Origin of the sequence: Mycobacterium shottsii, assembly GCF_010728525.1 — a bacterium.
Lineage (GTDB): Bacteria > Actinomycetota > Actinomycetes > Mycobacteriales > Mycobacteriaceae > Mycobacterium > Mycobacterium marinum.
This window is the reverse complement of record NZ_AP022572.1, coordinates 1,167,003-1,188,836: the sequence shown is the minus strand read 5'-3', so window position 1 is coordinate 1,188,836 and position 21,834 is coordinate 1,167,003. Positions and strand designations below refer to the sequence as shown.

The 21,834-nt window shown below is 64.8% G+C and carries 17 protein-coding genes, 3 pseudogenes and 1 riboswitch; of the genes and pseudogenes, 10 read left to right on the top strand and 10 right to left on the bottom strand.

The features are described from left to right. Window positions 1-3: 3 nt before the first annotated feature. The 3 genes and pseudogenes from G6N41_RS05595 to G6N41_RS29460 form a co-directional block, all read right to left on the bottom strand. Window positions 4-743, bottom strand: a pseudogene (locus G6N41_RS05595) (ABC transporter permease); the annotation flags it as partial. Between the two features lie 74 nt (window positions 744-817). After that, window positions 818-1,747, bottom strand: a complete 930-nt coding sequence (locus G6N41_RS28085) for an integrase (RefSeq protein ID WP_231608850.1) — start codon at window positions 1,745-1,747, stop codon at window positions 818-820. 152 nt (window positions 1,748-1,899) lie between these two features. Then, window positions 1,900-2,031 carry a hypothetical protein gene (locus tag G6N41_RS29460; RefSeq protein WP_265338848.1) on the bottom strand — a complete coding sequence of 44 codons (132 nt, stop codon included), beginning with the start codon at window positions 2,029-2,031 and terminating at the stop codon, window positions 1,900-1,902. Window positions 2,032-2,206: 175 nt separating this feature from the next. Next, window positions 2,207-2,298, top strand: a riboswitch (glycine riboswitch). Window positions 2,299-2,554: 256 nt separating this feature from the next. On the opposite strand from G6N41_RS29460, the gene gcvP reads away from it, so the two are divergent. From gcvP to G6N41_RS05560, 6 genes are all read left to right on the top strand, one after another. Next, window positions 2,555-5,344, top strand: a complete 2,790-nt coding sequence (gcvP, locus tag G6N41_RS05585) for an aminomethyl-transferring glycine dehydrogenase (RefSeq protein WP_231608979.1) — start codon at window positions 2,555-2,557, stop codon at window positions 5,342-5,344. Between the two features lie 17 nt (window positions 5,345-5,361). Next, window positions 5,362-6,489 (top strand): glycine cleavage system aminomethyltransferase GcvT, encoded by a 1,128-nt coding sequence (gene gcvT / locus G6N41_RS05580; RefSeq protein WP_198966828.1) that lies wholly within the window; start codon window positions 5,362-5,364, stop codon window positions 6,487-6,489. Window positions 6,490-6,535: 46 nt separating this feature from the next. Next, window positions 6,536-6,940, top strand: coding sequence for a glycine cleavage system protein GcvH (gene gcvH / locus G6N41_RS05575; protein ID WP_198966827.1), 405 nt, complete (start codon window positions 6,536-6,538; stop codon window positions 6,938-6,940). Next, window positions 6,937-8,214, top strand: a complete 1,278-nt coding sequence (glyA, locus tag G6N41_RS05570) for a serine hydroxymethyltransferase (protein WP_198966826.1) — start codon at window positions 6,937-6,939, stop codon at window positions 8,212-8,214. Before gcvH ends, glyA begins: the two co-directional genes overlap by 4 nt. Then, window positions 8,211-9,596, top strand: a complete 1,386-nt coding sequence (locus tag G6N41_RS05565) for an L-serine ammonia-lyase (protein ID WP_198966825.1) — start codon at window positions 8,211-8,213, stop codon at window positions 9,594-9,596. Before glyA ends, G6N41_RS05565 begins: the two co-directional genes overlap by 4 nt. Window positions 9,597-9,713: 117 nt before the next feature. Beyond that, complete coding sequence (locus tag G6N41_RS05560; protein WP_198966824.1) at window positions 9,714-11,318, top strand: FAD-binding protein; 1,605 nt, start codon at window positions 9,714-9,716, stop codon at window positions 11,316-11,318. A 58-nt stretch (window positions 11,319-11,376) separates the two neighbouring features. Here the strand turns inward: G6N41_RS05560 and G6N41_RS05555 are convergent, their stop codons facing one another. Next, window positions 11,377-11,934, bottom strand: coding sequence for a TetR/AcrR family transcriptional regulator (locus tag G6N41_RS05555; protein WP_198967732.1), 558 nt, complete (start codon window positions 11,932-11,934; stop codon window positions 11,377-11,379). Between the two features lie 224 nt (window positions 11,935-12,158). On the opposite strand from G6N41_RS05555, the gene G6N41_RS05550 reads away from it, so the two are divergent. Then, a complete protein-coding gene (locus tag G6N41_RS05550) occupies window positions 12,159-12,434 on the top strand; it encodes a hypothetical protein (protein ID WP_198966823.1) in 276 nt (91 codons plus the stop codon). Between the two features lie 47 nt (window positions 12,435-12,481). Here G6N41_RS05550 and G6N41_RS05545 read toward each other — a convergent pair. From G6N41_RS05545 to G6N41_RS05525, 6 genes and pseudogenes are all read right to left on the bottom strand, one after another. Further along, window positions 12,482-13,355, bottom strand: a pseudogene (locus G6N41_RS05545) (IS5 family transposase). Window positions 13,356-13,486: 131 nt separating this feature from the next. Next, the gene (locus tag G6N41_RS05540) at window positions 13,487-13,939 is read right to left on the bottom strand and encodes a hypothetical protein (RefSeq protein ID WP_231608849.1); all 453 of its coding nucleotides are present in this window, start codon (window positions 13,937-13,939) and stop codon (window positions 13,487-13,489) included. A 152-nt stretch (window positions 13,940-14,091) separates the two neighbouring features. Continuing rightward, window positions 14,092-14,982, bottom strand: a complete 891-nt coding sequence (locus G6N41_RS28080; RefSeq protein ID WP_231608848.1) for a hypothetical protein — start codon at window positions 14,980-14,982, stop codon at window positions 14,092-14,094. 175 nt (window positions 14,983-15,157) lie between these two features. Further along, the gene (locus tag G6N41_RS28075) at window positions 15,158-16,153 is read right to left on the bottom strand and encodes a hypothetical protein (RefSeq protein ID WP_231608847.1); all 996 of its coding nucleotides are present in this window, start codon (window positions 16,151-16,153) and stop codon (window positions 15,158-15,160) included. 3 nt (window positions 16,154-16,156) lie between these two features. Then, window positions 16,157-16,528, bottom strand: coding sequence for a hypothetical protein (locus tag G6N41_RS05530; protein ID WP_012392195.1), 372 nt, complete (start codon window positions 16,526-16,528; stop codon window positions 16,157-16,159). A 7-nt stretch (window positions 16,529-16,535) separates the two neighbouring features. Next, the gene (locus G6N41_RS05525; protein WP_012392194.1) at window positions 16,536-16,883 is read right to left on the bottom strand and encodes a hypothetical protein; all 348 of its coding nucleotides are present in this window, start codon (window positions 16,881-16,883) and stop codon (window positions 16,536-16,538) included. Window positions 16,884-16,976: 93 nt separating this feature from the next. Between G6N41_RS05525 and G6N41_RS05520 the strand changes: the two are divergent. The 3 genes and pseudogenes from G6N41_RS05520 to G6N41_RS05510 all read left to right on the top strand — a co-directional run bounded on the left by G6N41_RS05520 (window position 16,977) and on the right by G6N41_RS05510 (window position 21,750). Further along, window positions 16,977-17,846, top strand: a pseudogene (locus tag G6N41_RS05520) (IS5 family transposase). Between the two features lie 429 nt (window positions 17,847-18,275). Beyond that, complete coding sequence (locus G6N41_RS05515) at window positions 18,276-20,513, top strand: NADP-dependent isocitrate dehydrogenase (protein WP_198966821.1); 2,238 nt, start codon at window positions 18,276-18,278, stop codon at window positions 20,511-20,513. Between the two features lie 112 nt (window positions 20,514-20,625). Beyond that, entirely contained in the window at window positions 20,626-21,750 is a 1,125-nt protein-coding gene (locus G6N41_RS05510; RefSeq protein WP_198966820.1) for an adenylate/guanylate cyclase domain-containing protein, read from the top strand. Window positions 21,751-21,834 lie beyond the last annotated feature (84 nt).

Here is a 21,834-nt window from a genome sequence, read left to right as displayed (position 1 = left end):
CGGCTAAGGACCTCCAAACGCGAGTGCGGGATCCACGGTCATCACCCGCTTGAGTCCGGCGACGCTGGCCAGCAGGCCGATCAGGATTGCCACCACCGGTAGCGCCAGATAGGCCCCGCCAGGTACCGCGACGATCATCGGGAACAACTGAGCCAGCAGTTTCGACAGGACGACACCCACAACAGCGGCAAGCAGCGAGACGACCAGCGCCTGCAACGCCAGTCCCGCCATGATCGAGTGCGTTGGCGTGCAGATCGCCTTGAACACCGCAAAGTCGCGCATGCGCTCCAGCGCGGAGAGATACACCACCGATCCGACGATCAGCACCGCCACAATCCACAGCAAGACCGCCACGATCGAAATTGAATTCACGGCGACCTTCAGCGGACGTATCAGGTCGTTGACCGCGCCCTCCCGATCGTAGGTCTGGTAGCCCTCCGGAAGCTCGCGGGGCGAGCCGTCGACCCCGATCGACGTGATCATCGGTTGCCCGTTGTAGGCCACCCGCTGCAGGCCCTCGGTGGTCAGAAAAATGTTGGGATCTTTGCCAGCGCCGTGGAGTTGGGCACGATTCCGACAATCCGCAGCTTGTGCGCTCCGAGCTGCAGGGTGTCATCGATATGCCGATTGAGCGTGCTGGATACCGCGACCTCATCCGGCTCGGACGGCGCTCGCCCGTCCGATACCTCGGGCATGCCCGGTCCGTGCTCCGGTGCACCGAAAGCCGTGACGTTTCGGGTTGACCGTGATGCATCGAGTCAAGATGCCTGCGAAACCTGGTTCATGCATCACGTAAGGAATGCCCGCGAAATCGGGGTCAGGTGGTGGTCTTGCTTTTGATGCGGATGCCGGCTTTGAGGGCGGGTAGAGCGGCGGGTATGGCGGCGAGGTAGAGCTGTTCGGTCTTGTCTTTGGCGAGTCTGAGCAGGGCGGCTTGCAGGTCGGCGATCTGGTGGGCGATCGCGGCGGGGTTGAGGCTGTTGCGGTAGGTGAGCAGCTCTGTTTGTTGGGCCGCTGAGAGGACTCCGGCGGCCAGCAGCCGGTCCAGGGGGGTCTGGGGCTTGTCGTAGAGCCGGCGGCGGTGACCGTCGCGGCTGCAGCCGTAGCTGATGGGTTTGATGGTGGGGGTCAGGTAGTTGAGCCGGTCGTTGACCAGGTGCCACAGCCGGTTGAGCACGGCGCGTTCTTCGTCGGTGTCGTAGCGGTAGTAGAACCCGTAGCGACGCACGAGGTGGTTGTTTTTGGACTCGATGGTGGCCTGGTCGTTCTTCTTGTAGGGTCGTGAGCGGGTGAAGAAGATCTCCATGTCCGCGGCCCACTTGATGACCGCCTTATTGAGGAATTCGGTGCCGTTGTCGAAGTCCAAACCCGTTACCTTATAGGGGATTTTAGTAATTCCGGTTTTGAGGGCGCCCAGGATGTGGGGGTGGGCGTTGTTGCGCACCGTGCGGGCGAACTCACCTTTCAGTGTCGGGCCGCAGTGCGCCACGGTGTCGCCTTCGAAGAACCCCGGAGATTCTTCGGCCTCATCGCCTGCTTTGCAGATGGTGATCGAGGACCGCAGCAGCGGGGAGGGTTTCGTCGTCGACACACCCGAGATCTGGTCGCGGGCCTTGGCGCCGCGCAGGTAGCGGTCGATCGTGGCGCTGCTCATCGCCAACAGCTCGGCACGCACCGCCGGGCCGTAACGGTCACGGCCGTCCACCAGTTCGCCGTGGCGTTCTAGAGCATCCAACTGAAGTGCCATGGAAGCGGCCAGATACCGGCCGCACTGCCCGCCTGAGGCCGCCCACACCTTCTGCAACACCTTGAGCGCATCCTAGGAGTACTTCGGATTGCGTTGCCGGCAAATCCGTTTGGCGACCTGCCGACCCGCTCCCGGCGGCGCGGCCGCCGCCCTCAACCGCCGCCGGGCGTTGTCACGCGACCAGCCGGTGACCGCCACCACCTGATCCAGAATCTGCCCTTGCCGCCTTCGGCGCCCACATACCCCCTGGCGAACTTCGCGGTGATCTCGGCCCGAGACGACATCGACAGCCCACTTCCCATGCCTGCCAAGGATCGACCGTTTCGCGGGCATTTTTACGTGATCCACCGAGGACGCTTCACGGGCATTTCTCGTGATGCTTGCCGGGGAGTGACAAGACGACGAGTCGGTGTGTATGTTGACTGCTCGTCACAACAAAATAGCCAACAACATTGCTGTTGACGCGACGCGGGAGAAACCTCGCTATCGAGGCGCCGTAGGAGCAATCTCCTCCCCGAGAATCTCTCAGGCCCCAGTACCGCATCGCCGAGGCGACTCTGGAGACAAGGATCGGTCACCTTGACCGTGCCTTACCGAAGGTGTACGACGTCGCTGTAATGGCGGCGCCACAGACTCTCAGGTTTCAGGACAGAGCGGGGAGGGAGCAACCAGCCCGGTGCGATCCGGGCCCACGGAAACCGGAGTTGCCCCTTGTCTGAAACATATGAACAACTGCACGGCGGTCGCGCTGTCGCTTCCAGTTTCGTGCCCCGTCACATCGGCCCCGATCCCGCGGCGATTGCGCACATGCTCGCCACGGTCGGCTACCCCAGCCTCGATGACCTCATCGATGCTGCCGTGCCGGCGCGGATCCGAAACACCGCGCCGATGGCCCTGCCCGCGGCTCGAACCGAACAGCAGGTGCTCACCGATCTGGCCTCGATGGCCGAACGCAACACGATCCGGGTGTCCATGATCAGCCAGGGCTACTCGCCGTGTGTGACACCAGAAGTGCTGCGCCGCAACCTCATCGAATCGCCGGCCTGGTACACGGCGTATACCCCTTATCAGCCCGAGATCTCGCAGGGCCGTCTCGAGGCGCTGCTGACCTTCCAGACCATGATCGAGGACCTCACCGGGCTGCCACTGGCCGGCGCGTCGGTGCTCGACGAGGCGACAGCGGTCGTGGAAGCGATGCTGCTGATGCGACGGTCCAGCAAGAGCCCGTCTGCACGACTGTTGGTCGACAGCGACTGCTTCACCCATACCCTGTCGGTGCTTCGGACCCGTGCGGCAGCGGTAGGCATCGACATCGAACTCGTTGACATCGAAAAGAAGCTGCCCGAGGGCGACTTCTTCGGCATCGTGCTGCAAGCACCCGGCGCCAGCGGCGCGGTACGGCACCTGGGCCGGTTGATCGCCACCGCGAAAGCCCGGGGCGCCATGACCACCGTCGCCGCGGACCTGCTGTCGCTGACCCTGTTGACCCCGCCAGGGGAACTCGGCGCCGACATCGCGGTGGGCTCGGCCCAGAGATTCGGTGTTCCGCTGTTCTTCGGCGGCCCCCACGCCGGGTATATGGCGGTCCGGAGCGGGCTGGAGCGGGCACTGCCGGGCCGGCTGGTCGGGGTGTCCAAGGACGTCAACGGCGCACCGGCCTACCGACTTGCCCTGCAGACGCGCGAACAGCACATTCGCCGCGACAAGGCCACCAGCAACATCTGCACCGCCCAGGCACTGCTGGCCAACGTCGCCGCGATGTACGCCGTCTATCACGGACCGGAGGGGCTGCGCAACATCGCTTCTCGAGTTCACGCCCATGCTGTGTCGATTGCGGCCAGCCTGCGCCACCACGGTTACACCGTGGCCAATGACCAGTTCTTCGACACCGTGCTGGTCGAAGTCCCAGGCCGCGCCGGCGAATTGATCGCACGCGCGGAAAGCCTCGGCATCAATCTGCGACGTGCGGGTTCTGACCATGTCGGAATCAGCTGCGACGAGACCACCACCACCGAGGTCATCACTTTGGTGCTCAAGGCCTTCGATGTCGAACGCATCGCGCCGAGCCGATCACCCCTGGGCTCGGAGTTGCTCAGGACAACGCCCTACCTGCAGCACGGCGTATTCCACGAACACCGCTCCGAGACCGCCATGATGCGGTTCCTGCACAAGCTCTCGGATCGCGACCTGGCCCTGGACCGCACCATGATCCCGCTGGGTTCGTGCACCATGAAGCTCAACTCCGCGGTCGAAATGGCCCCGATCAGCTGGCCGGAATTCGCGGCCATCCACCCGCACGCCCCGATTGCGCAGACCACGGGATATCGGGAGCTGATCGCCGATCTCGAGCGCTGGCTGGCCGAGATCACCGGCTACGACCGCGTCTCGCTGCAGCCCAACGCGGGATCCCAGGGCGAACTCGCCGGCCTGCTCGCCATTCACGGCTACCACGCCAGCCGCCGCGAGCAGCAACGCCGAATCTGTCTGATTCCACAGTCGGCTCATGGCACCAACGCGGCCTCGGCGGTGCTGGCCGGCATGCAGGTGGTCGTGGTGGCCACCGCCGCCGACGGCAGCATCGACCTAGCCGACCTGCGCGCCAAGATCAGCACCCATTCAGCGGAGCTGGCGGCCATCATGCTCACCTACCCGTCCACCCATGGTGTCTACGAGCCCGACGTCACCACCGTCTGCGATCTGGTGCACAAGGCGGGCGGCCAGGTGTACATCGACGGCGCCAACCTCAACGCGCTGGTGGGAATCGCGCGGCCGGGCCATTTCGGCGGCGACGTCTCACATCTGAACCTGCACAAGACATTCTGCATTCCGCACGGCGGGGGTGGACCCGGTGTGGGCCCGGTCGCGGTGCGGGCGCACCTGGCCCCGTTCCTGCCGGACGACCCGCACCAGGACACCAGTGACTCGTCGGTGGCGGCGGCGAACTACGGATCAGCTGGGATCTTGCCGATCACCTGGGCCTATATCGCTCTGATGGGTCCCGACGGCCTGGCCACGGCCACCAAGTCGGCCGTGCTGTCAGCCAACTACCTAGCCGCCAGGCTCAACGACCACTACCCGGTGCTCTACACCGGTCCACACGGATTGGTCGCCCACGAGTGCATTCTGGATCTGCGGGAATTGACCCGCCGCTCCGGAGTGACCGCAGAGGACGTCGCCAAGCGGCTCATCGACTACGGATTCCACGCCCCCACACTGGCGTTTCCGGTAAGCGGCACGCTGATGGTGGAACCGACCGAGTCCGAAGATCTGGCCGAGCTCGACCGGTTCGTCGATGCGATGGTCGCCATCCGCGGCGAAATCGACCTGGTCATGTGGGGCGAGTGGCCCTTGGAGGCCAGCCCACTGCGCCAAGCCCCACACACCGCCGAAATGGTGTGTGCAGATACCTGGGACCTGCCGTACCCGCGCAGTGTGGCCGCATTCCCGGCGCCCTGGCTGGTCACCGACAAGTACTGGCCTCCGGTGCGGCGCATCGATGGCGTACACGGCGATCGCAACCTGGTCTGCTCGTGCCCGTCGCCAGCGGCCTTCGAGTCAACGTTGCCGCCGAAATCCGCGTCACTTCAAGTACTTTGACCAGCAAGGGAATAGACATGACGACCAGCAGAATCACACCGGCCACTCCATTGCTGCAGCAGCACCATGAGCTGGGTGCCCGCTTCACCGACTTTGCCGGCTGGCAAATGCCGGTGCGCTACGGCAGCGAGCTCACCGAACATCACACCGTGCGCAGCGCCGCCGGATTGTTCGATCTGTCGCACATGGGCGAAATCGAGGTCCTCGGTCCCGGGGCCGCGGCCGCCCTGGACTACGCGTTGGTGGGCGCGTTCTCCGGCCTCAAGGTAGGAAAGGCCAAGTACTCACTGCTGTGCCGGGAGGACGGCGGTGTGATCGATGACCTGGTGGCATATCGGCTCGCCGAGGACAATTTCCTCGTCGTTGCCAACGCCGCCAACGTGGCGGCCGTCTACGAAGCGCTGGTCCAACGGGCCGCCGGATTCGACGCCACGGTCACCGACCGCTCCCAGGACACCGCGCTCATCGCGTTGCAGGGACCCGTCGCCGAGCGGGTGCTGTGCAAGGTGGTCGCCGAGGCCGACCGGGCCACGGTCACCGAGCTCAAGTACTACGCGGCCACGCAAATACAGCTGGGCGAGATACCAGTGCTGCTGGCCCGCACCGGATACACCGGCGAAGACGGATTCGAACTCTACGTCGACAACGCGCACGCCGCCCCGGTCTGGCACCTGCTACTCGACGCCGGTAGCGCCGACGGCGTCATCCCGGCCGGATTGGCCTGCCGCGACACGCTGCGGCTGGAAGCCGGTATGGCGCTCTACGGCCATGAACTCTCGCTGGAGACCAGCCCCTACGACGCGGGACTGGGCCGAACGGTACGACTCGAGAAGTACTTCGTCGGCCGCGATGCCCTCGCCGAACTGGCCGCGCAGGGACCGCGACGCACGCTAATCGGCCTGCAGGGACTCGGCATGCGCGCCGCTCGGGCCGGATATGCGGTGTACACCGAGGACGGCCAGCGGCAGATCGGGACGGTCACGTCGGGGGCTCTTTCTCCCACGCTGGGCTACCCGATCGCGATCAGCTATGTCGAAGCCGGCACGGTAGACACTGATTCTATTGTCGCCGTGGATATCCGGGGCAGCATGGAACACTTCCGGGTAGTCGCGACACCGTTCTACGTGCGACCGCGCCCAGCCTGATCCTCATGACCATCGCGACCGCCCACGCATCCCAAGAAAGGCGACCATGACCGACCGCAAAATACCTGGCGACCGCAGCTACACCGCCGACCATGAGTGGATCGACATCGCACCCGGTGCGGCCACACCCGACGGTCCCGTCCGCGTCGGCATCACCTCGGTTGCTGTTGAAGCCCTCGGCGACCTCGTCTTCGTGCAACTGCCCGAGGTCGGCGAGACAGTCTCCGCGGGCGAGTCCTGCGGGGAAGTGGAATCGACAAAGACCGTTTCGGATTTGATCGCCCCCGCCAGCGGTCAGATCGTCGAGGTCAACACCGCCGCCGTCGATGACCCGGCAACCATCGCCACCGAGCCCTACGGCGCGGGTTGGCTGTACTCCGTGCAGCCGACGGCCGTAGGAGAGCTGTTGACCGCCAGCGAATACGCCGGACAGAACGGACTAAGCTTGTGAACATCCTCAACGAATCCCTAAGCACCTTCGACCCCGACATCGCGGCCCTGATCGACAGCGAGCTCAACCGCCAGGAAACCGGGCTGGAAATGATCGCCTCGGAGAACTACGCACCGCTGGCGGTGATGCAGGCCCAAGGCTCGGTCTTGACCAACAAGTACGCCGAGGGCTACCCGGGCCGGCGCTACTACGGCGGCTGCGAATTCGTCGACGGTGTGGAGCAATTGGCCATCGACCGCGTCAAAGCGCTCTTCGGCGCCGAATACGCCAACGTGCAACCACATTCGGGTGCGACTGCCAATGCGTCCGCCATGCACGCGTTGCTCAATCCCGGCGACACCATTCTCGGGCTCTCGCTGGCTCACGGCGGCCACCTCACCCACGGGATGCGAATCAATTTCTCCGGCAAGCTCTACAACGTCGCGGCCTATGAGGTGTCCAAAGACGACTACCTCATTGACATGGATGCCATCGCTCAAGCAGCCCGCGATCACCAGCCCAAGATGATCATCGCGGGCTGGTCGGCATACCCCCGGCAGTTGGACTTCGCCCGATTCCGTGAGATCGCCGACGAGGTCGGTGCCGTGCTGATGGTCGACATGGCACATTTCGCCGGCCTGGTCGCCACCGGCCTGCACCCCAGCCCGGTGCCGCACGCGCACGTCGTCACCTCCACCACGCACAAGACGCTGGGTGGGCCGCGCGGCGGCATCATCTTGTCCAACGATGCGGCCATCGCCAAGAAGATCAACTCCGCGGTGTTCCCCGGCCAGCAGGGCGGGCCGCTCGAACACGTCATCGCCGCGAAGGCCACCGCCTTCAAAATGGCTGCGCAGCCCGAATTCGTGCAGCGCCAACAGCGTTGCCTAGACGGTGCCCGAATCCTCGCCGATCGGTTGAACCAGCCCGATGTCGCCGAACGGGGCATCACCGTGTTGACCGGCGGAACCGACGTTCACCTGGTACTGGTCGACCTGCGCAACGCCGACCTTGATGGCCAGCAGGCCGAGGACCGGCTCGCCGCCGTCGACATCACGGTCAACCGCAACGCCGTCCCATTCGATCCGCGGCCCCCGATGGTCACCTCCGGGCTGCGCATCGGCACCCCCGCGCTGGCCTCGCGCGGCTTCTCCCACGACGACTTCGGTGCCGTAGCCGACATCGTCGCGGCGGCACTGACCGCTGCTGACGACGACCAGCTGGGTGAGCTGCGCAAGCAGGTCCAGGAGCTCGCCGCGACCTATCCGCTGTACCCGGAACTGCACAAGCCATGACGATCAGCGTTTTCGAACTCTTCACCGTGGGCATCGGGCCCTCCAGTTCCCACACCGTGGGCCCGATGCGCGCGGCCAACGAGTTCATCGCTGCGCTGCGCAGCGCAGGGCAGCGCGATGCCGTCGCCGCGGTACAAATCGATCTCTTCGGCTCGCTCGCGGCCACCGGCGCGGGCCACGGCACCATGTCCGCGGTACTACTCGGCCTGGAAGGCTTTCAGCCCGAGGCGATCAGCAGCGAAGCCAAGGAGCGCCGGCTCGCCGAAATCGCCGAGTCCGGGGTCACCCGGATCGACGGCACCGTGGCGGTCCCCCTTACCGAGGGGGACGTCAAGCTGCATCCCGACGTCGTCTTGCCCACCCACCCCAACGGGATGACGCTGACCGCCACCGATTCCGGGGGGCGGGTGCTGGCCACCGAGACCTACTTCTCTGTCGGCGGCGGCTTTATCGTCACAGCGGGTTCCGATCACAGCGACGACCGCCATTCATGTCGCACCCCCCTGCCGTACTCCTCAGGCCAGGAGTTGCTCGACATCTGCGACCAATTCGGCATCTCGATCAGCGAGGTGGCACTACGCAACGAATCATGCCGTCGCAGTGCACAAAACGTCCGAAGCGGTCTGCTGCACCTACGCGACGTCATGGTGGAGTGCGAACAGCAGAGCATTTCGCGCGACGGTTTACTCCCTGGCAGCCTGCAGGTGCGGCGTCGCGCGAAAAGCTGGTATGAGCGCTTGAACGCCGAAGACCCGAACCGCAAACCCGAATTCGCCGAGGATTGGGTCAACCTGGTTGCGCTGGCCGTCAATGAGGAGAACGCTTCCGGCGGCCGCGTCGTCACGGCGCCAACAAACGGTGCTGCCGGCATTGTGCCCGCCGTTCTGCATTACGCCGCCCACTACACGCAAGCCGGTAACGCGGACTCCGAGGACGCCACGGTTCGTTTTCTGCTGACCGCGGGCGCCATCGGATCCCTATTCAAGGAGCGGGCGTCGATTTCCGGGGCCGAGGTGGGCTGTCAGGGCGAAGTCGGCTCCGCGGCCGCGATGGCCGCCGCCGGACTGGCGGAGGTCCTCGGTGGCACGCCGCGGCAAGTGGAGAACGCCGCCGAGATTGCCATGGAACACAGCCTTGGCCTGACCTGCGATCCCATCGCCGGGCTGGTGCAGATCCCCTGCATCGAGCGCAACGCGATCTCCGCGGGTAAGGCCATCAACGCCGCCCGAATGGCGCTGCGGGGTGACGGTTTCCACCGCGTGACCCTTGACCAGGTGATCGACACCATGCGGGCTACCGGCGCCGACATGCACGCCAAGTACAAGGAGACCTCGGCCGGCGGCCTGGCCATCAACGTGGCCGTCAACATCGTCGAGTGCTGAGGACGTTTCGGTCGCTCCCCATGCCGCCGGTGCAGCCCGCCTCGATCCCCTTCGCCGCGCATTGGCACCTGTTACAGTCACCCGCGCCGGCAAGCGAAGACTGATTGGGGTAGCCGCATGGCTGATGACACACCGGAGCACATTGTCGAATCCACCGACGTAGTCGTGATCGGTTTTGGCGCGGCAGGTGTGTCCGCTGCCATCACGGCACGCGAACAGGGCGTGCAGGTGGTGGCGCTGGATCGGGCTAATGGTGGTGGCGCAACCGCGATATCGGGCGGCATCATCTATGCCGGCGGTGGTACGGCGGTCCAGCAGCAAGCCGGTGTGCGCGACAGCTTCGAACAGATGCTGACCTATCTCCGCCTGGAAGTCGCAGATGCGGTCAGCGAGTCGACCCTGGAATCATTCGTGCGCAGTAGCCCCGAAATGATCGACTGGCTGAGCAACTACGGCGTGCCTTTCGACTCCACCGTTTGTCCCTACAAAACCTCGTTTCCGAATAATCACTACTACCTCTACCACTCGGGTAGCGAGAATTCCGGGGCGTTTCGCAGCCACACTCCGCCCGTCCAGCGCGGACACCGGGTCAAGGGAAAAGGCACCTCGGGCAAGCAGCTGTATGCGCCACTGGCCAAAGCCGCACTCTCCCTTGGTGTTCAGTTCTACCCCCACACCAAGGTGACAAAGCTGCTGCAGGACTCGACGGGTCGGGTGACCGGAATCGAAGCGATGACGATGCACGATGCGCCACCCCGTATTCGGCGGACGTATGCCGCGTTGGCGGCGGTGTCCACCAAGCCCGGGATCTACTATCCGCCGCTGCGAAACTTGATGGAGCGCCGCCTGCGTGCCCTCGAGCGACGCTACGCCCGCGCGGTTCAGATCCGGGCACGCCGAGGGGTGGTCGTGTGTGCCGGTGGCTTCATCGCCAACAGCGAATGGATCAAACGGTATGCCCCGCGTTACGTGACCGGGCTTCAACTCGGCACCAGCGGTGATGACGGCAGCGGTATTGCGCTGGCACAGAGTGTGGGAGCGGTCACCGAACGGATGGACAACGTGTCGGCATGGCGCTTCATCACGCCACCGAGCGCATTCATCAGCACCGTCATGGTCGACCAGCAAGGTCAACGCGTCATCGACGAGAGTCGGTACGGCGCTGCGGTCGGCAAAGCCTTGGTGCAAGATCACAACGCCAGGGCATGGCTGGTCGCCGATGCGGACCTGATGAATGAAGCTCGGCGCCAGATGCTCAAGCAGCCGTTGTGGTTTCAGCGCGCTCAAGCCGCGGCATTGATGGTCGCCGATTCGGTGAGGCCCGAGACGCTGGCGCGCGTGGCGCGCAAGGCGGGCGTCGATCCCGACGGCCTGCAGGCCACCGTCGACGCGCACAACAGCGCAATCGACGCCGCAGCGACAGACCCCGCCGGTAAGCCCGCGGAATTTGTGCGCCGGGTAGCCCGCGCTCCTTTCACCCTGCTGAACATCTCGGTTCGGCCCAGCCTGCTCAACCCCACCCCGATCCTGACCCTCGGCGGGATCAAGGTCGATGAACAGACCGGAGCCGTGCTCGACGCGTCCGGTGCGGCGATTCCCGGTTTGTTCGGTGCGGGTCGCACGGCAACCGGCATCTGCTCCAACTCCTATGTCAGCGGGCTGTCCATCGCAGATTGCGTGTTTTCCGGGCGTCGCGCCGGCACCCACGCCGCCATCGAATAGCCCACCGGCAGCGCAACGGGGAAGCCGGCTCGGGCAAGTTCGGATCCGGAAACGGTCGTCACGGCGCGGGGTCGGTCAGGTAATGCACGATCACCGGCCGCAGCCATCTGATGAGCTCCTCGTCGTCCATGTGCAGCAACGGCGGGAGGCCGATTACGTAGCGGGCCGTCGCCACACCGACCATTTGCGCTGCCACCAGCGCGGCGCGTTCGGGCCCCCGGTCCGGCACGATCGCCGATAGCGCTGGACCGACCCGGTCGACGAATACCTCGACCAGCGCGTCCGCCGCGTCACGGTTGGACGCGGCCGCGCGCAGCAGCGGGAGGAATGCCCCCCGGGGCCCCCAAACCCGCAGGAAATTGGGCAGCAGCGCGTCGGCGATGCGGTCCATTGGGATGCCCGAGAGATCCGGGAATTTGATGTCGAATCGGGTGGCTGCCGTGAAGAGCCCCGCCTTGCTGCCGAAGTAGTGCATGACCAGCGCCGGATCGACCCCGGCGGCCTTGGCCACCGATCGGATGGTTGTTCGCTCGAACCCGTTCTCCCCGAACTGGGACTGTGCGGCGACCAGGATCGCTGACCGGGTGGCGGTTGCGTCTCGCGTCTTCACGGGCATGCCAACCAGTTTATTCAACGATCGTTGACAGTGGGGATATTGAGATCTAACCCATAGCGGATTGCCATCTTGGCCGCTCAACAGCCCAGTGCTTCGCGTAGTGCCGCAGCACTACGCGCCGCCGCACTACGCGAAGCACTAGACTACTAACCAGCCAAGCCGGCAGCGGTCAATCACTCCACCTACCAACGCCCAACGCCGAAGACAACCAAAGGGATCCAGCAATGACCTCCCCTCTGACCGTCAGTATCCCCAGCCTGCGGACTGCGGCGGGTGAGCTGTTCGCGATCAGTAACGCAGCTGACTTTCCGAGGATTCCGCCGGGAGTCCTTGCGATCAGAACTGATCCGGCATCAGTACACTTCAATCGGCTTTCGCCGGCCATGTTGGGAACGTTGAACGCGAGGCTGCTGGCTATCCAAAAGGCTCTTTTCCAGCTGTCGAATGATATGGCTGCCGCGGCCCGCGCCTACCAAGAGGCCGATGCGGCCGGCAGGTAGGTCACCCCGGCCGGGCGGACGCGCGCCAGCTGACTAGGTCCTGTCTGCTAATTGCGGACGCGGTGGTAGGTGATGATGGCGGCCAGGGTGACACCGCCGAGGTAGGTCAGGGCGTATTTGTCGTAGCAGGTGGCGACCGCGCGCCAGTGTTTGAGCCGGTTGAAGCTTCGCTCGACGGTGTTACGGTGCTTGTAAATTCGGCCTGAGAACCCCGGAGGCCGTCCTCTGTTGCGGCCTTTGGCTTTGCGGCGAGTGATCTGGTCGCTGCGCTCGGGGATGGTATGGGCGATCTTGAGCCGGCGCAGCTGTGCCCGCGTCGAGTCATAGGAGTACGCCTTGTCCGCCAGCAGGTGAAACGGGGCGTATGAGTTGCTGCACCGGGCGGCCAGCAATGGCCAAAGCATCGGATTATCACCGGCTTGACCGGCCGACAGTGCCAGGGTGACCGGACTGCACAGCTGGTCGGTCAAGGCGTGGATCTTGGTAGTCAGCCCGCCGCGGGAACGCCCAATGGCGTGGTCATCGGGCTCATCGAGATATTTCTTGTAATTCGACAGATCCCCCTGTGCGGCGCCCGGAGCGCGCTCCGGCTGCGTGTCGGTGGGCGCGCACACTGGTCGAATCGACCGACAACAGTGCGCCCAGGTCGGCGTCCTCGGCGTCGAGGTCAGAGGCGATCGCCGCGAAGATCCGCGCGTAGATGCCATCGACCGACCAGCGTAGATGCCTCTCGGCCACCGATTGCCAGGGACCGAAGTGCTCGGGCAGGTCACACCACGGAGATCCCGTACGGTAACGCCAGATAATGCCCTCCAGAGTACGTCGATGATCGTTCCACGGCCGGCCACGCCGCCGCCCCGCAGGCAACACCGCCACGATCAGCGACCACAAATCATCAGAAATCGCATGCGTCCGCATCACCCAAACAGCATCAGCCAAAACACCATTCACATTAAGCAGACACGCCCTAATCCGGTCCGGCGTTGACCGGCTCTTCGGACTTGGTGGAGACCTGGTGTGCGGATCCCGTTGGCGATCTTGATCTGTGCCGCTCAGATCTCGGCCAGCAGCACCGTGCCATCGGCCCCAATGTGCAGGCCGAGCCCGCTGACCTTCAAGATGTTGCTCACATGCTGCGCCGCGATCAACGGCGGGACCGCTTCGGGTTGGGCCTCCCGTGTCGCCTCGATCAGCGCTTGAGTGCTGAGGACGCCGGCGAAGATATCATCCTTGACCTCCGTGGCGAATTCGCACACATCGAAGTGCCAGTCGGTGACAAGTGCGAGAGCGGCCAGCACGGACCTCATCTGTTCCAGGATTTCCTCGAACCTCACAGCGGCCGCGGCACCGGCCGGGCCCTGCCAGCGACCATCCTCAAAAAGCGCCCCCGCCTCCCAGCACGCCTCCCCCACGTCTTCGAGCTGCGCGCACGTGCGGCGCAACGTCACCGCCAGGTCCGACACGAGGTCTTCCTCAATGCCGGGCCATCCGTCAGGTTCGAGCATCGCCGGGGCGTCGGCAGTGGTCGGTCTTGGGATGGGCATCGCTTAGCTACCTCCGATGGTTGACGCGGTCAGCTGCGCCCCGAGGGACCACCTTGCCCACTCACACCCTGGCCGAGTGCCGGCTCGGCCAGGGCGTGAGCAGCCGACCCCCATCAGGCAGCGATTGCTTGTGCGCTGTCGAGTTGCGCGGTGATGTACAGCCAGTACAGCCAGTCGGTCACCGCAGCGCGCTGGGCGTGGGCGTCGGCGGCGTTGTGTGCCCGCCAAAGTAGAATCTCTTGGCTGTGGGCCGCGTAGTTGTAGAACTCGGCCACGTGCGCAATCTCGCGGCCCGCGCACTCGCTGCCCATCGGTTTGAGTACCTCGAACCACAACCTGTGGCGTCGATCGACCGGCGCATTGGCATCCACCGGTGCGGCGGGTAACAAGTCGATCAGACGCGCATCAACGGTCGCTGCCAGGCGCTTGGCTGCGCGTGGGTCCACCACCTCCAGCCGAGTTCGACCGCCCATCTGGCCGGTGTCGGGGATCTCGTCGAGTTGCAGCAGAATCTTCGGCACGCCGGGATCGCAGTTGGCCAGCTGTTCTTCGGTGGCGATGATCGCGCGCAGCGTGGCGTTGTGATGGGCGGCCCAGCCCTGCACGGCCATCACCGGGTAGGTGGCCCAGCGGGCCCGCTCGCTGGCGGCGATCCCCCGGTCGCTGCTGGCCATGTGCACCGCTGCGGGCAGGTGCACCCCGTCTGGGATGTAGGCCAGCCCGTAGCTGTTGGCCACCACGATCTCACCGTCGGCGGTCACAGCGGTGACCCAGAAGAACCCGAAATCATCGGTGCCGCCGACATCGGGTGCGTTCAGCGCCGCGGCGATGCGTCGGGCCAGGGCCAATGGATCGGGCGCCTCGCTGGTGCGTGGCGTCGAGGCCGCAGCGATCGCATCACGTTCCGCCAGCGCGGCGGCCACCGGAATCGCCACCAGCGCATCAGCATCCATCGTCTCGGCGGTGCCGGCGAAGTCCCCATCCGCAGTGGATCGGGCGTGCACCGGGGCCTTGTCCGCTGACTTGTCTGCTGCCGGTGTGATGGGCGTTCGACCCGATCGGGTGCCGGCTACCGGAGCACTCGAACGCACGCCCGGCCCCGCGGCGGCACCCCCCGACGCAAACGATGTCGTCGGTGCCGCCGAGGCTGACGAAGCGCCCGCCGCGGCGGCCGCCGGATCAGCCTGCGGCAGTGGGGAACTCGCCCCGATCTGCGGCCCCAAGAACTGGGGCCGGATCCCTTGTCCACCCGGGTGCGCGCCACCCCCCACCGGTGGGCACCGGTGCAGCGGCCGGCTCGGCTGCCGACGTGTCCGGCTCCGAGGAAGGCGGCCCTTGAGGGTCGGCCGCCGAGGATCCCGACATTCCCGCACCCGACATCGACGCCATCGACGCCATCGACGACAGTGAACTCAGACTCGACAGCGGGCTCAACGCGGCCGTCGCACCCGAGGTCGGCACCGAGGTGGCTGCCGGCGTGCTCCCCGACGTGGGTTGCACGGTGTCCGATGACGTCGAGTCCGAAGCCTGTTCTTGCTGGCCCAGTAGTGGCCTTATCGGTTTGGGGATGTTGTTGGAGATCGGCGCGGGTAGCGGCGGTAGCGGCGGGTCGAGATCGGGGAGGTAATCCGCGGGTGAGTTCATATCGATCGCCGGGAACAGGTCCTCCGGGATCAATCCCAAGCCCGTCTGCAGCGCCGTTGCGACGGTAACCACCATGGCGGTGTTCGACGCGTTGGCCTCAGCGAGCAGCGCCATGATCTGAAGGGGCGCGGCGGGGTTTTCCTCCGCGGAGGCCTCCAGTTCGTCCACCTCCGCTTCAGTCTCTATGACGAGCATGCAGATTCGCTTCTTGACCGTCATGAGCAGCGCGGCCATGTCGCCATACCAGATGTATACGCCCAACAGCTGTTTGACCACGGTTTCCAGCCGCGAGCTGAAGTCGCTGAGCTTGGCGTGGGCGGCCTCCGCAGCATCTCCCGACCAGACATCCTTGGTGAACATCTCGCTCATCTGCTTGAGACAAGCCGAGTGCACTTCGCTCAGTTGCTTGTGTGCCATGAAGTAATCGCGAGCCTGGTTGATCAGGTCGAGCTCGTACACGTTCGGCCACCCGTTCGGTTCGAGCATCGCCTCCGAGTTGGGGGTGTCCGGTTTCTTGACTATTTGCGGCATCGCCTAGCCACCTCTCACGATCTGAAAATCCTCATCGATCACGTCGGCCAAGGCCGACAGAATGCCGTGCAAGTGCGGCAGCGCTCGAGCCAGCCGCTCATCGAGTTCGGCTGGCATCTGCGGGTCGGCGGATTCCAGCACCTCTTGCAGGTATGCACGCCAGACCAGGGCCACTCGGTCGGTCCCCCGATAGTTCTTGGCCGCCCGCTCGAAACCCTGCGCAAGTTGTTGCGGCGCTTGGCTTCCGCGCGCACAGGAGCTCCGCCACGTGTCGCCCGAAAGGGTCAGGACTTCCGCCGCCCTCAGCACCTCCAACTCGGCGCCCGTCGGCGTCAGGTCTTTGGGCACCACCTGCACATCTGGACGTCTCGTCATGTTTGCGTCAGTCCTCGACGCCAGTACCCGCCGGCGCCGGATTCGCGGCCGCCGGCGGTTGGAACTTGTACTGGCTGAGCTGCTCACCCAGCGTTTTGTCGGTGTTCGTATAGGTGTTGGCCGCGGTGACGATGTTGGCCCCCAACTGGTGCAGGGTGGATTGAGCGGTGTTGAGCACGTCTTTCACCGCGAAGTAGATGTGCGGCAGCACCTCATTGGCCGCGATCACCGCGTAGTCCATTTCCAGCCCGATCGGCGGCTTCGGCGGTGACGGAAACGAGAGGCCCCGCAGCGCGTCCCCGGCAGCCGCCAGGACAGGGGCATCGACAGTGACTGGATTCTTCGATGTCGTCATTCGTGGATCCTTTTGCGTGTGTTCGTCATTGGCTGCTGGTGGGCTAGGGCGTGTCTGCTTAATGTGAATGGTGTTTTGGCTGATGCTGTTTGGGTGATGCGGACGCATGCGATTTCTGATGATTTGTGGTCGCTGATCGTGGCGGTGTTGCCTGCGGGGCGGCGGCGTGGCCGGCCGTGGAACGATCATCGACGTACTCTGGAGGGCATTATCTGGCGTTACCGTACGTGATCTCCGTGGCGTGACCTGCCCGAGCACTTCGGTCCCTGGCAATCGGTGGCCGAGAGGCATCTACGCTGGTCGGTCGATGGCATCTACGCGCGGATCTTCGCGGCGATCGCCTCTGACCTCGACGCCGAGGACGCCGACCTGGGCGCACTGTTGTCGGTCGATTCGACCAGTGTGCGCGCCCACCAACACGCAGCCGGAGCGCCCGGGCGCCGCACAGGGGATCTGTCGAATTACAAGAAATATCTCGATGAGCCCGATGACCACGCCATTGGGCGCTCCCGCGGCGGGCTGACTACCAAGATCCACGCCTTGACCGACCAGCTGTGCAGTCCGGTCACCCTGGCACTGTCGGCCGGTCAAGCCGGTGATAATCCGATGCTTTGGCCACTGCTGGCCGCCCGGTGCAGCAACTCATACGCCCCGTATCGCCTGCTGGCGGACAAGGCGTACTCCCATGACTCGACGCGGGCACAGCTGCGCCGGCTCAAGATCGCCCATACCATCCCCGAGCGCAGCGACCAGATCACCCGCCGCAAAGCCAAAGGCCGCAACAGAGGACGGCCTCCGGGGTTCTCAGGCCGAATCTACAAGCACCGCAACACCGTCGAGCGAAGCTTCAACCGGCTCAAACACTGGCGCGCGGTCGCCACCCGCTACGACAAATACGCCCTGACCTACCTCGGCGGTGCCACCCTGGCCGCCATCATCACCTACCACCGCGTCCGCAATTAGCAGACAGGACCTAGTCACCTGGTTAGTGGCCAAATTCAGCCCCAAAATAGTTCACTCCGACACACTTTCCACATGATGTGCTGAACCCAATTCGAGCAGTAATCCGACCGTCGCATGCGCGGAAATCTGATAACCCACTAGCAAAACTCCTACGTACGCCTTGCCGGCCGCTATTGCCGCCTCCGCCGAGAACCGCCATGATCGGCGCGTGGCCCACCTTGCCCACCTTGCCCACCCATGCCGCCCGGGCCCGAACGCGGCCCACACTAGGCTTGAGGAGAAGTCGCAGATATCAGTGCAGGCGACAAGCTGTATGCCGCCGAGCCGCAGCGGGCTGTCTGCCGAGGACGCCGATCCGCGATACTGGTAGCCGCACCTACAACGCAGAGAACCTCGAAACCGAACCGACAGTGACGCCGGGAGATACACATGAGCGCCGAGCAGCCGACCATCATCTACACGCTGACCGACGAGGCGCCACTGCTGGCGACCTACGCTTTCCTGCCCATAGTGCGGGCTTTTGCCGAGCCCGCTGGCATTGAGATCAAGACCAGTGACATCTCGGTGGCCGCACGCATCCTGGCCGAATTTCCCGACTACCTCACCGACGAGCAGCGGGTCCCGGACAATCTGGCCGAGCTGGGCGAGCTGACGCAGGACCCGGACACCAACATCATCAAGCTGCCCAACATCAGCGCATCGGTGCCCCAGCTCAAGGCCGCGATCAAGGAGCTGCAAGACAAGGGGTACGCGATTCCGGACTATCCGGCCGACCCGAAGACCGACGAGGAAAAGGCGCTCATGGAGCGCTACGCCAGGTGCTTGGGCAGTGCGGTGAACCCGGTTCTGCGCCAAGGCAACTCGGACCGTCGGGCGCCCAATGCGGTCAAAGAGTACGCCCGCAAGCACCCGCACAGCATGGGTGAATGGTCGATGGCTTCGCGTACACACGTCGCCCACATGCGACACGGCGACTTCTATGCCGGTGAGAAGTCGATAACGCTGGACCGCGCGCACAAGGTGAAGATGGAACTGGTGACCAAGGACGGCCAGACGCTGGTACTCAAGCCCGAGGTCTCGCTGGATGACGGCGACATCATCGACAGCATGTTCATGAGCAAGAAGGCCTTGTGCGAGTTCTATGAAGAGCAGATCAAGGATGCCTACAAGACCGGCGTGATGTTCTCCCTGCACGTCAAGGCGACGATGATGAAGGTCAGCCATCCCATCGTCTTCGGCCACGCCGTCAAGACCTTCTACCGGGACGCCTTCGCCAAGCACCAGAAGCTGTTCGACGAATTGGGTGTCAACGTCAACAACGGGTTGTCAGATCTCTACAGCAAGATCGAGACCCTGCCGGCCTCCCAGCACGATGAGATCATCGACGACCTGCATCGTTGCCACGAGCACCGCCCCGAGCTGGCGATGGTGGATTCCGCCCGCGGAATCACCAATTTCCATTCCCCCAGCGACGTCATCGTGGACGCCTCGATGCCGGCGATGATCCGGGCCGGCGGCAAGATGTACGGCGCCGACGGAAAGCTCAAAGACACCAAGGCGGTCAACCCGGAGTCCACGTTCTCGCGGATCTACCAAGAAATCATCAACTTCTGCAAGACCAACGGACAGTTCGATCCGACAACGATGGGCACGGTCCCCAACGTCGGCCTGATGGCGCAACAGGCCGAGGAATACGGCTCACACGACAAGACCTTCGAGGTTCCCGAGGACGGCGTCGCCAACATCGTCGACCTTGACACCGGCGAGGTGCTGCTCACCCAGGATGTCGAGGCCGGCGATATCTGGCGCATGTGTGTGGTCAAGGACGCGCCGATCCGCGACTGGGTCAAACTGGCCGTCACCCGCGCCCGCAATTCGGGCATGCCGGTGCTGTTCTGGCTGGACCCGTACCGTCCGCACGAGAACGAACTCATCAAGAAGGTCAAGACGTACCTGAGGGATCACCACACCGAAGGTCTGGACATCCAGATCATGTCTCAGGTGCGTTCCATGCGGTACACCCTGGAACGCCTGATTCGCGGGCTGGACACCATTGCCGCGACCGGCAACATTCTGCGTGACTATCTGACCGACCTGTTCCCAATCCTGGAGCTGGGCACCAGCGCCAAGATGTTGTCCATCGTGCCCCTGATGGCCGGCGGCGGGATGTATGAAACCGGCGCCGGAGGCTCAGCGCCCAAGCACGTCAAGCAGCTGGTCGAGGAGAATCACCTGCGCTGGGATTCGCTTGGCGAGTTCCTCGCCCTGGGAGCCAGCCTGGAAGACATGGGCATCAAGATCGGCAATGACCGGGCCAAGATTCTGGCCAGGACTCTTGATGACGCAATCGGCAAGCTGCTGGGCAACAACAAGAGCCCCTCACGCAAGACCGGTGAGCTCGACAACCGGGGCAGCCAGTTCTATCTCGCCCTGTACTGGGCCCAAGAACTTGCCGAGCAGACCGACGACGCGGAACTTGCCGAACACTTCGCCAAGCTCGCCAAGGCGCTGGCCGATGGCGAGGAGGCCATCGTGGCCGAACTCGCCGAAGCGCAGGGCGAGGCGGTTGACATCGGCGGCTACTACGCGCCGGACAACGAGAAGACAACCGCGGTCATGCGGCCCAGCAAGACGCTCAACGCCGCGCTGGAGGCCGCACAGGGCTGAGGCCCGCCACCCTCTGAATAGCCTGTGTCCGCTGGAAATCCGGGGCCGGGCGGGCCCAGGTGCGCGGCGCTGGTCCCGCTCACGGCCGCGGGTTTCCAATAGAGTGAGCGCTATGGCCGCAGACGTCGATATCGAGGCGTCAGGCCTGCTCGACGGGCTTGAGGGGACCGCACGCCAAGACCGCGCGGAGCTGATCTCCTGGCTACTCGAGCGTGGGTTCAGTCTCGAGCACATCCAGGCGTCGGCGGCCGCGCCGGTGATGCTGCCCGCCTATCGGGTGCTCGGTGATGATGGAACGCTGGTGTCCGCGCGCGAGATCTGCGCGGCAACCGGCATCGAACTCGATGTGCTGCAGCGCCTGCAACGTGCCGTTGGCCTGCCCCGGATCGACGATCCGGACGAGGCCGTCTTGCCGCGGGCCGACGCCGAGGCGGTCAGACACGCGAAGGTCTTTCTGGATATCGGCTACGACCTCGAAGATGCGGTTGCCGTCATGCGGGTACTGGTGGAGAGCCTGGGGCATGCCGCCGCCATGATGCGGGAGGCGGCGCTGAAGACGCTGCTGCGGCCGGGGTTCTCCGAGATCGAGCTGGCCGAGGCGTCCGAGCAGTTGGCCCAGGCAGCGATTCCGTTGCTGCCTCCGATGATGGACGATCTGATGCGCCTGGAGCTGCGCCATTCGGTGGAGACGGAGGCCGTCAACGCGGCGGAACGGGCCGCGGGCACGCTACCGGGCGCCCGACCCGTCACCGTTGCTTTCGCCGATATGGCGGGCTTCACCCGGCTCGGCGAAGTGATGCCGGTCGAGGACCTGGAACGGGTGGCCGCCCGGCTTGCCGACCTCGCCCACGATGCCGCGACCATGCCGGTCCGGTTCGTGAAGTCGATCGGCGACGCGGTGATGCTGGTCTGCCCAGAACCCGCACCGCTGCTGCGGGCGGTGCTGTACTTGGCTGCCGTCGCGGCAAACAACCTGCCACCCTTGAGGATTGGTGTTGCATCTGGGGCTGCGGTCACTCGGGCGGGTGACTGGTTCGGCAGTCCGGTCAACCTGGCCAGCCGGGTCACCTCGATCGCATACCCGGGCACGGTCGTGGTTGCCGAATCGACCCGTGATGCCGTCGGCAACGCTGGTGACTTCGAGTGGTTTTCGATCGGTGCCCAACGGATCAGGGGGATGCGCGCCGAGGTCAAGCTCTTCCGGGTAGAGCCGGCCCGCCCCGCTGCGCGCGGCTGAGACCGGCTGGGGCGGTCGGCGGCACACCCCGCGGCGGGATCATCGCAAGGGTGTAGGAAGAGATCACGCCACCCTCACATGGCG

Coding starts and splice junctions, on each gene's coding strand:
- G6N41_RS28085 (WP_231608850.1), bottom strand. CDS start 1,747: ATGGCACTTCAGTTGGATGCTCTAGAACGCCACGGCGAACTGGTGGAC.
- G6N41_RS29460 (WP_265338848.1), bottom strand. CDS start 2,031: ATGTCGTCTCGGGCCGAGATCACCGCGAAGTTCGCCAGGGGGTATGTG.
- gcvP (WP_231608979.1), top strand. CDS start 2,555: ATGCTCGCCACGGTCGGCTACCCCAGCCTCGATGACCTCATCGATGCT.
- gcvT (WP_198966828.1), top strand. CDS start 5,362: ATGACGACCAGCAGAATCACACCGGCCACTCCATTGCTGCAGCAGCAC.
- gcvH (WP_198966827.1), top strand. CDS start 6,536: ATGACCGACCGCAAAATACCTGGCGACCGCAGCTACACCGCCGACCAT.
- G6N41_RS05565 (WP_198966825.1), top strand. CDS start 8,211: ATGACGATCAGCGTTTTCGAACTCTTCACCGTGGGCATCGGGCCCTCC.
- G6N41_RS05560 (WP_198966824.1), top strand. CDS start 9,714: ATGGCTGATGACACACCGGAGCACATTGTCGAATCCACCGACGTAGTC.
- G6N41_RS05555 (WP_198967732.1), bottom strand. CDS start 11,934: ATGCCCGTGAAGACGCGAGACGCAACCGCCACCCGGTCAGCGATCCTG.
- G6N41_RS05550 (WP_198966823.1), top strand. CDS start 12,159: ATGACCTCCCCTCTGACCGTCAGTATCCCCAGCCTGCGGACTGCGGCG.
- G6N41_RS05540 (WP_231608849.1), bottom strand. CDS start 13,939: ATGCTCGAACCTGACGGATGGCCCGGCATTGAGGAAGACCTCGTGTCG.
- G6N41_RS28075 (WP_231608847.1), bottom strand. CDS start 16,153: ATGCCGCAAATAGTCAAGAAACCGGACACCCCCAACTCGGAGGCGATG.
- G6N41_RS05530 (WP_012392195.1), bottom strand. CDS start 16,528: ATGACGAGACGTCCAGATGTGCAGGTGGTGCCCAAAGACCTGACGCCG.
- G6N41_RS05525 (WP_012392194.1), bottom strand. CDS start 16,883: ATGACGACATCGAAGAATCCAGTCACTGTCGATGCCCCTGTCCTGGCG.
- G6N41_RS05515 (WP_198966821.1), top strand. CDS start 18,276: ATGAGCGCCGAGCAGCCGACCATCATCTACACGCTGACCGACGAGGCG.
- G6N41_RS05510 (WP_198966820.1), top strand. CDS start 20,626: ATGGCCGCAGACGTCGATATCGAGGCGTCAGGCCTGCTCGACGGGCTT.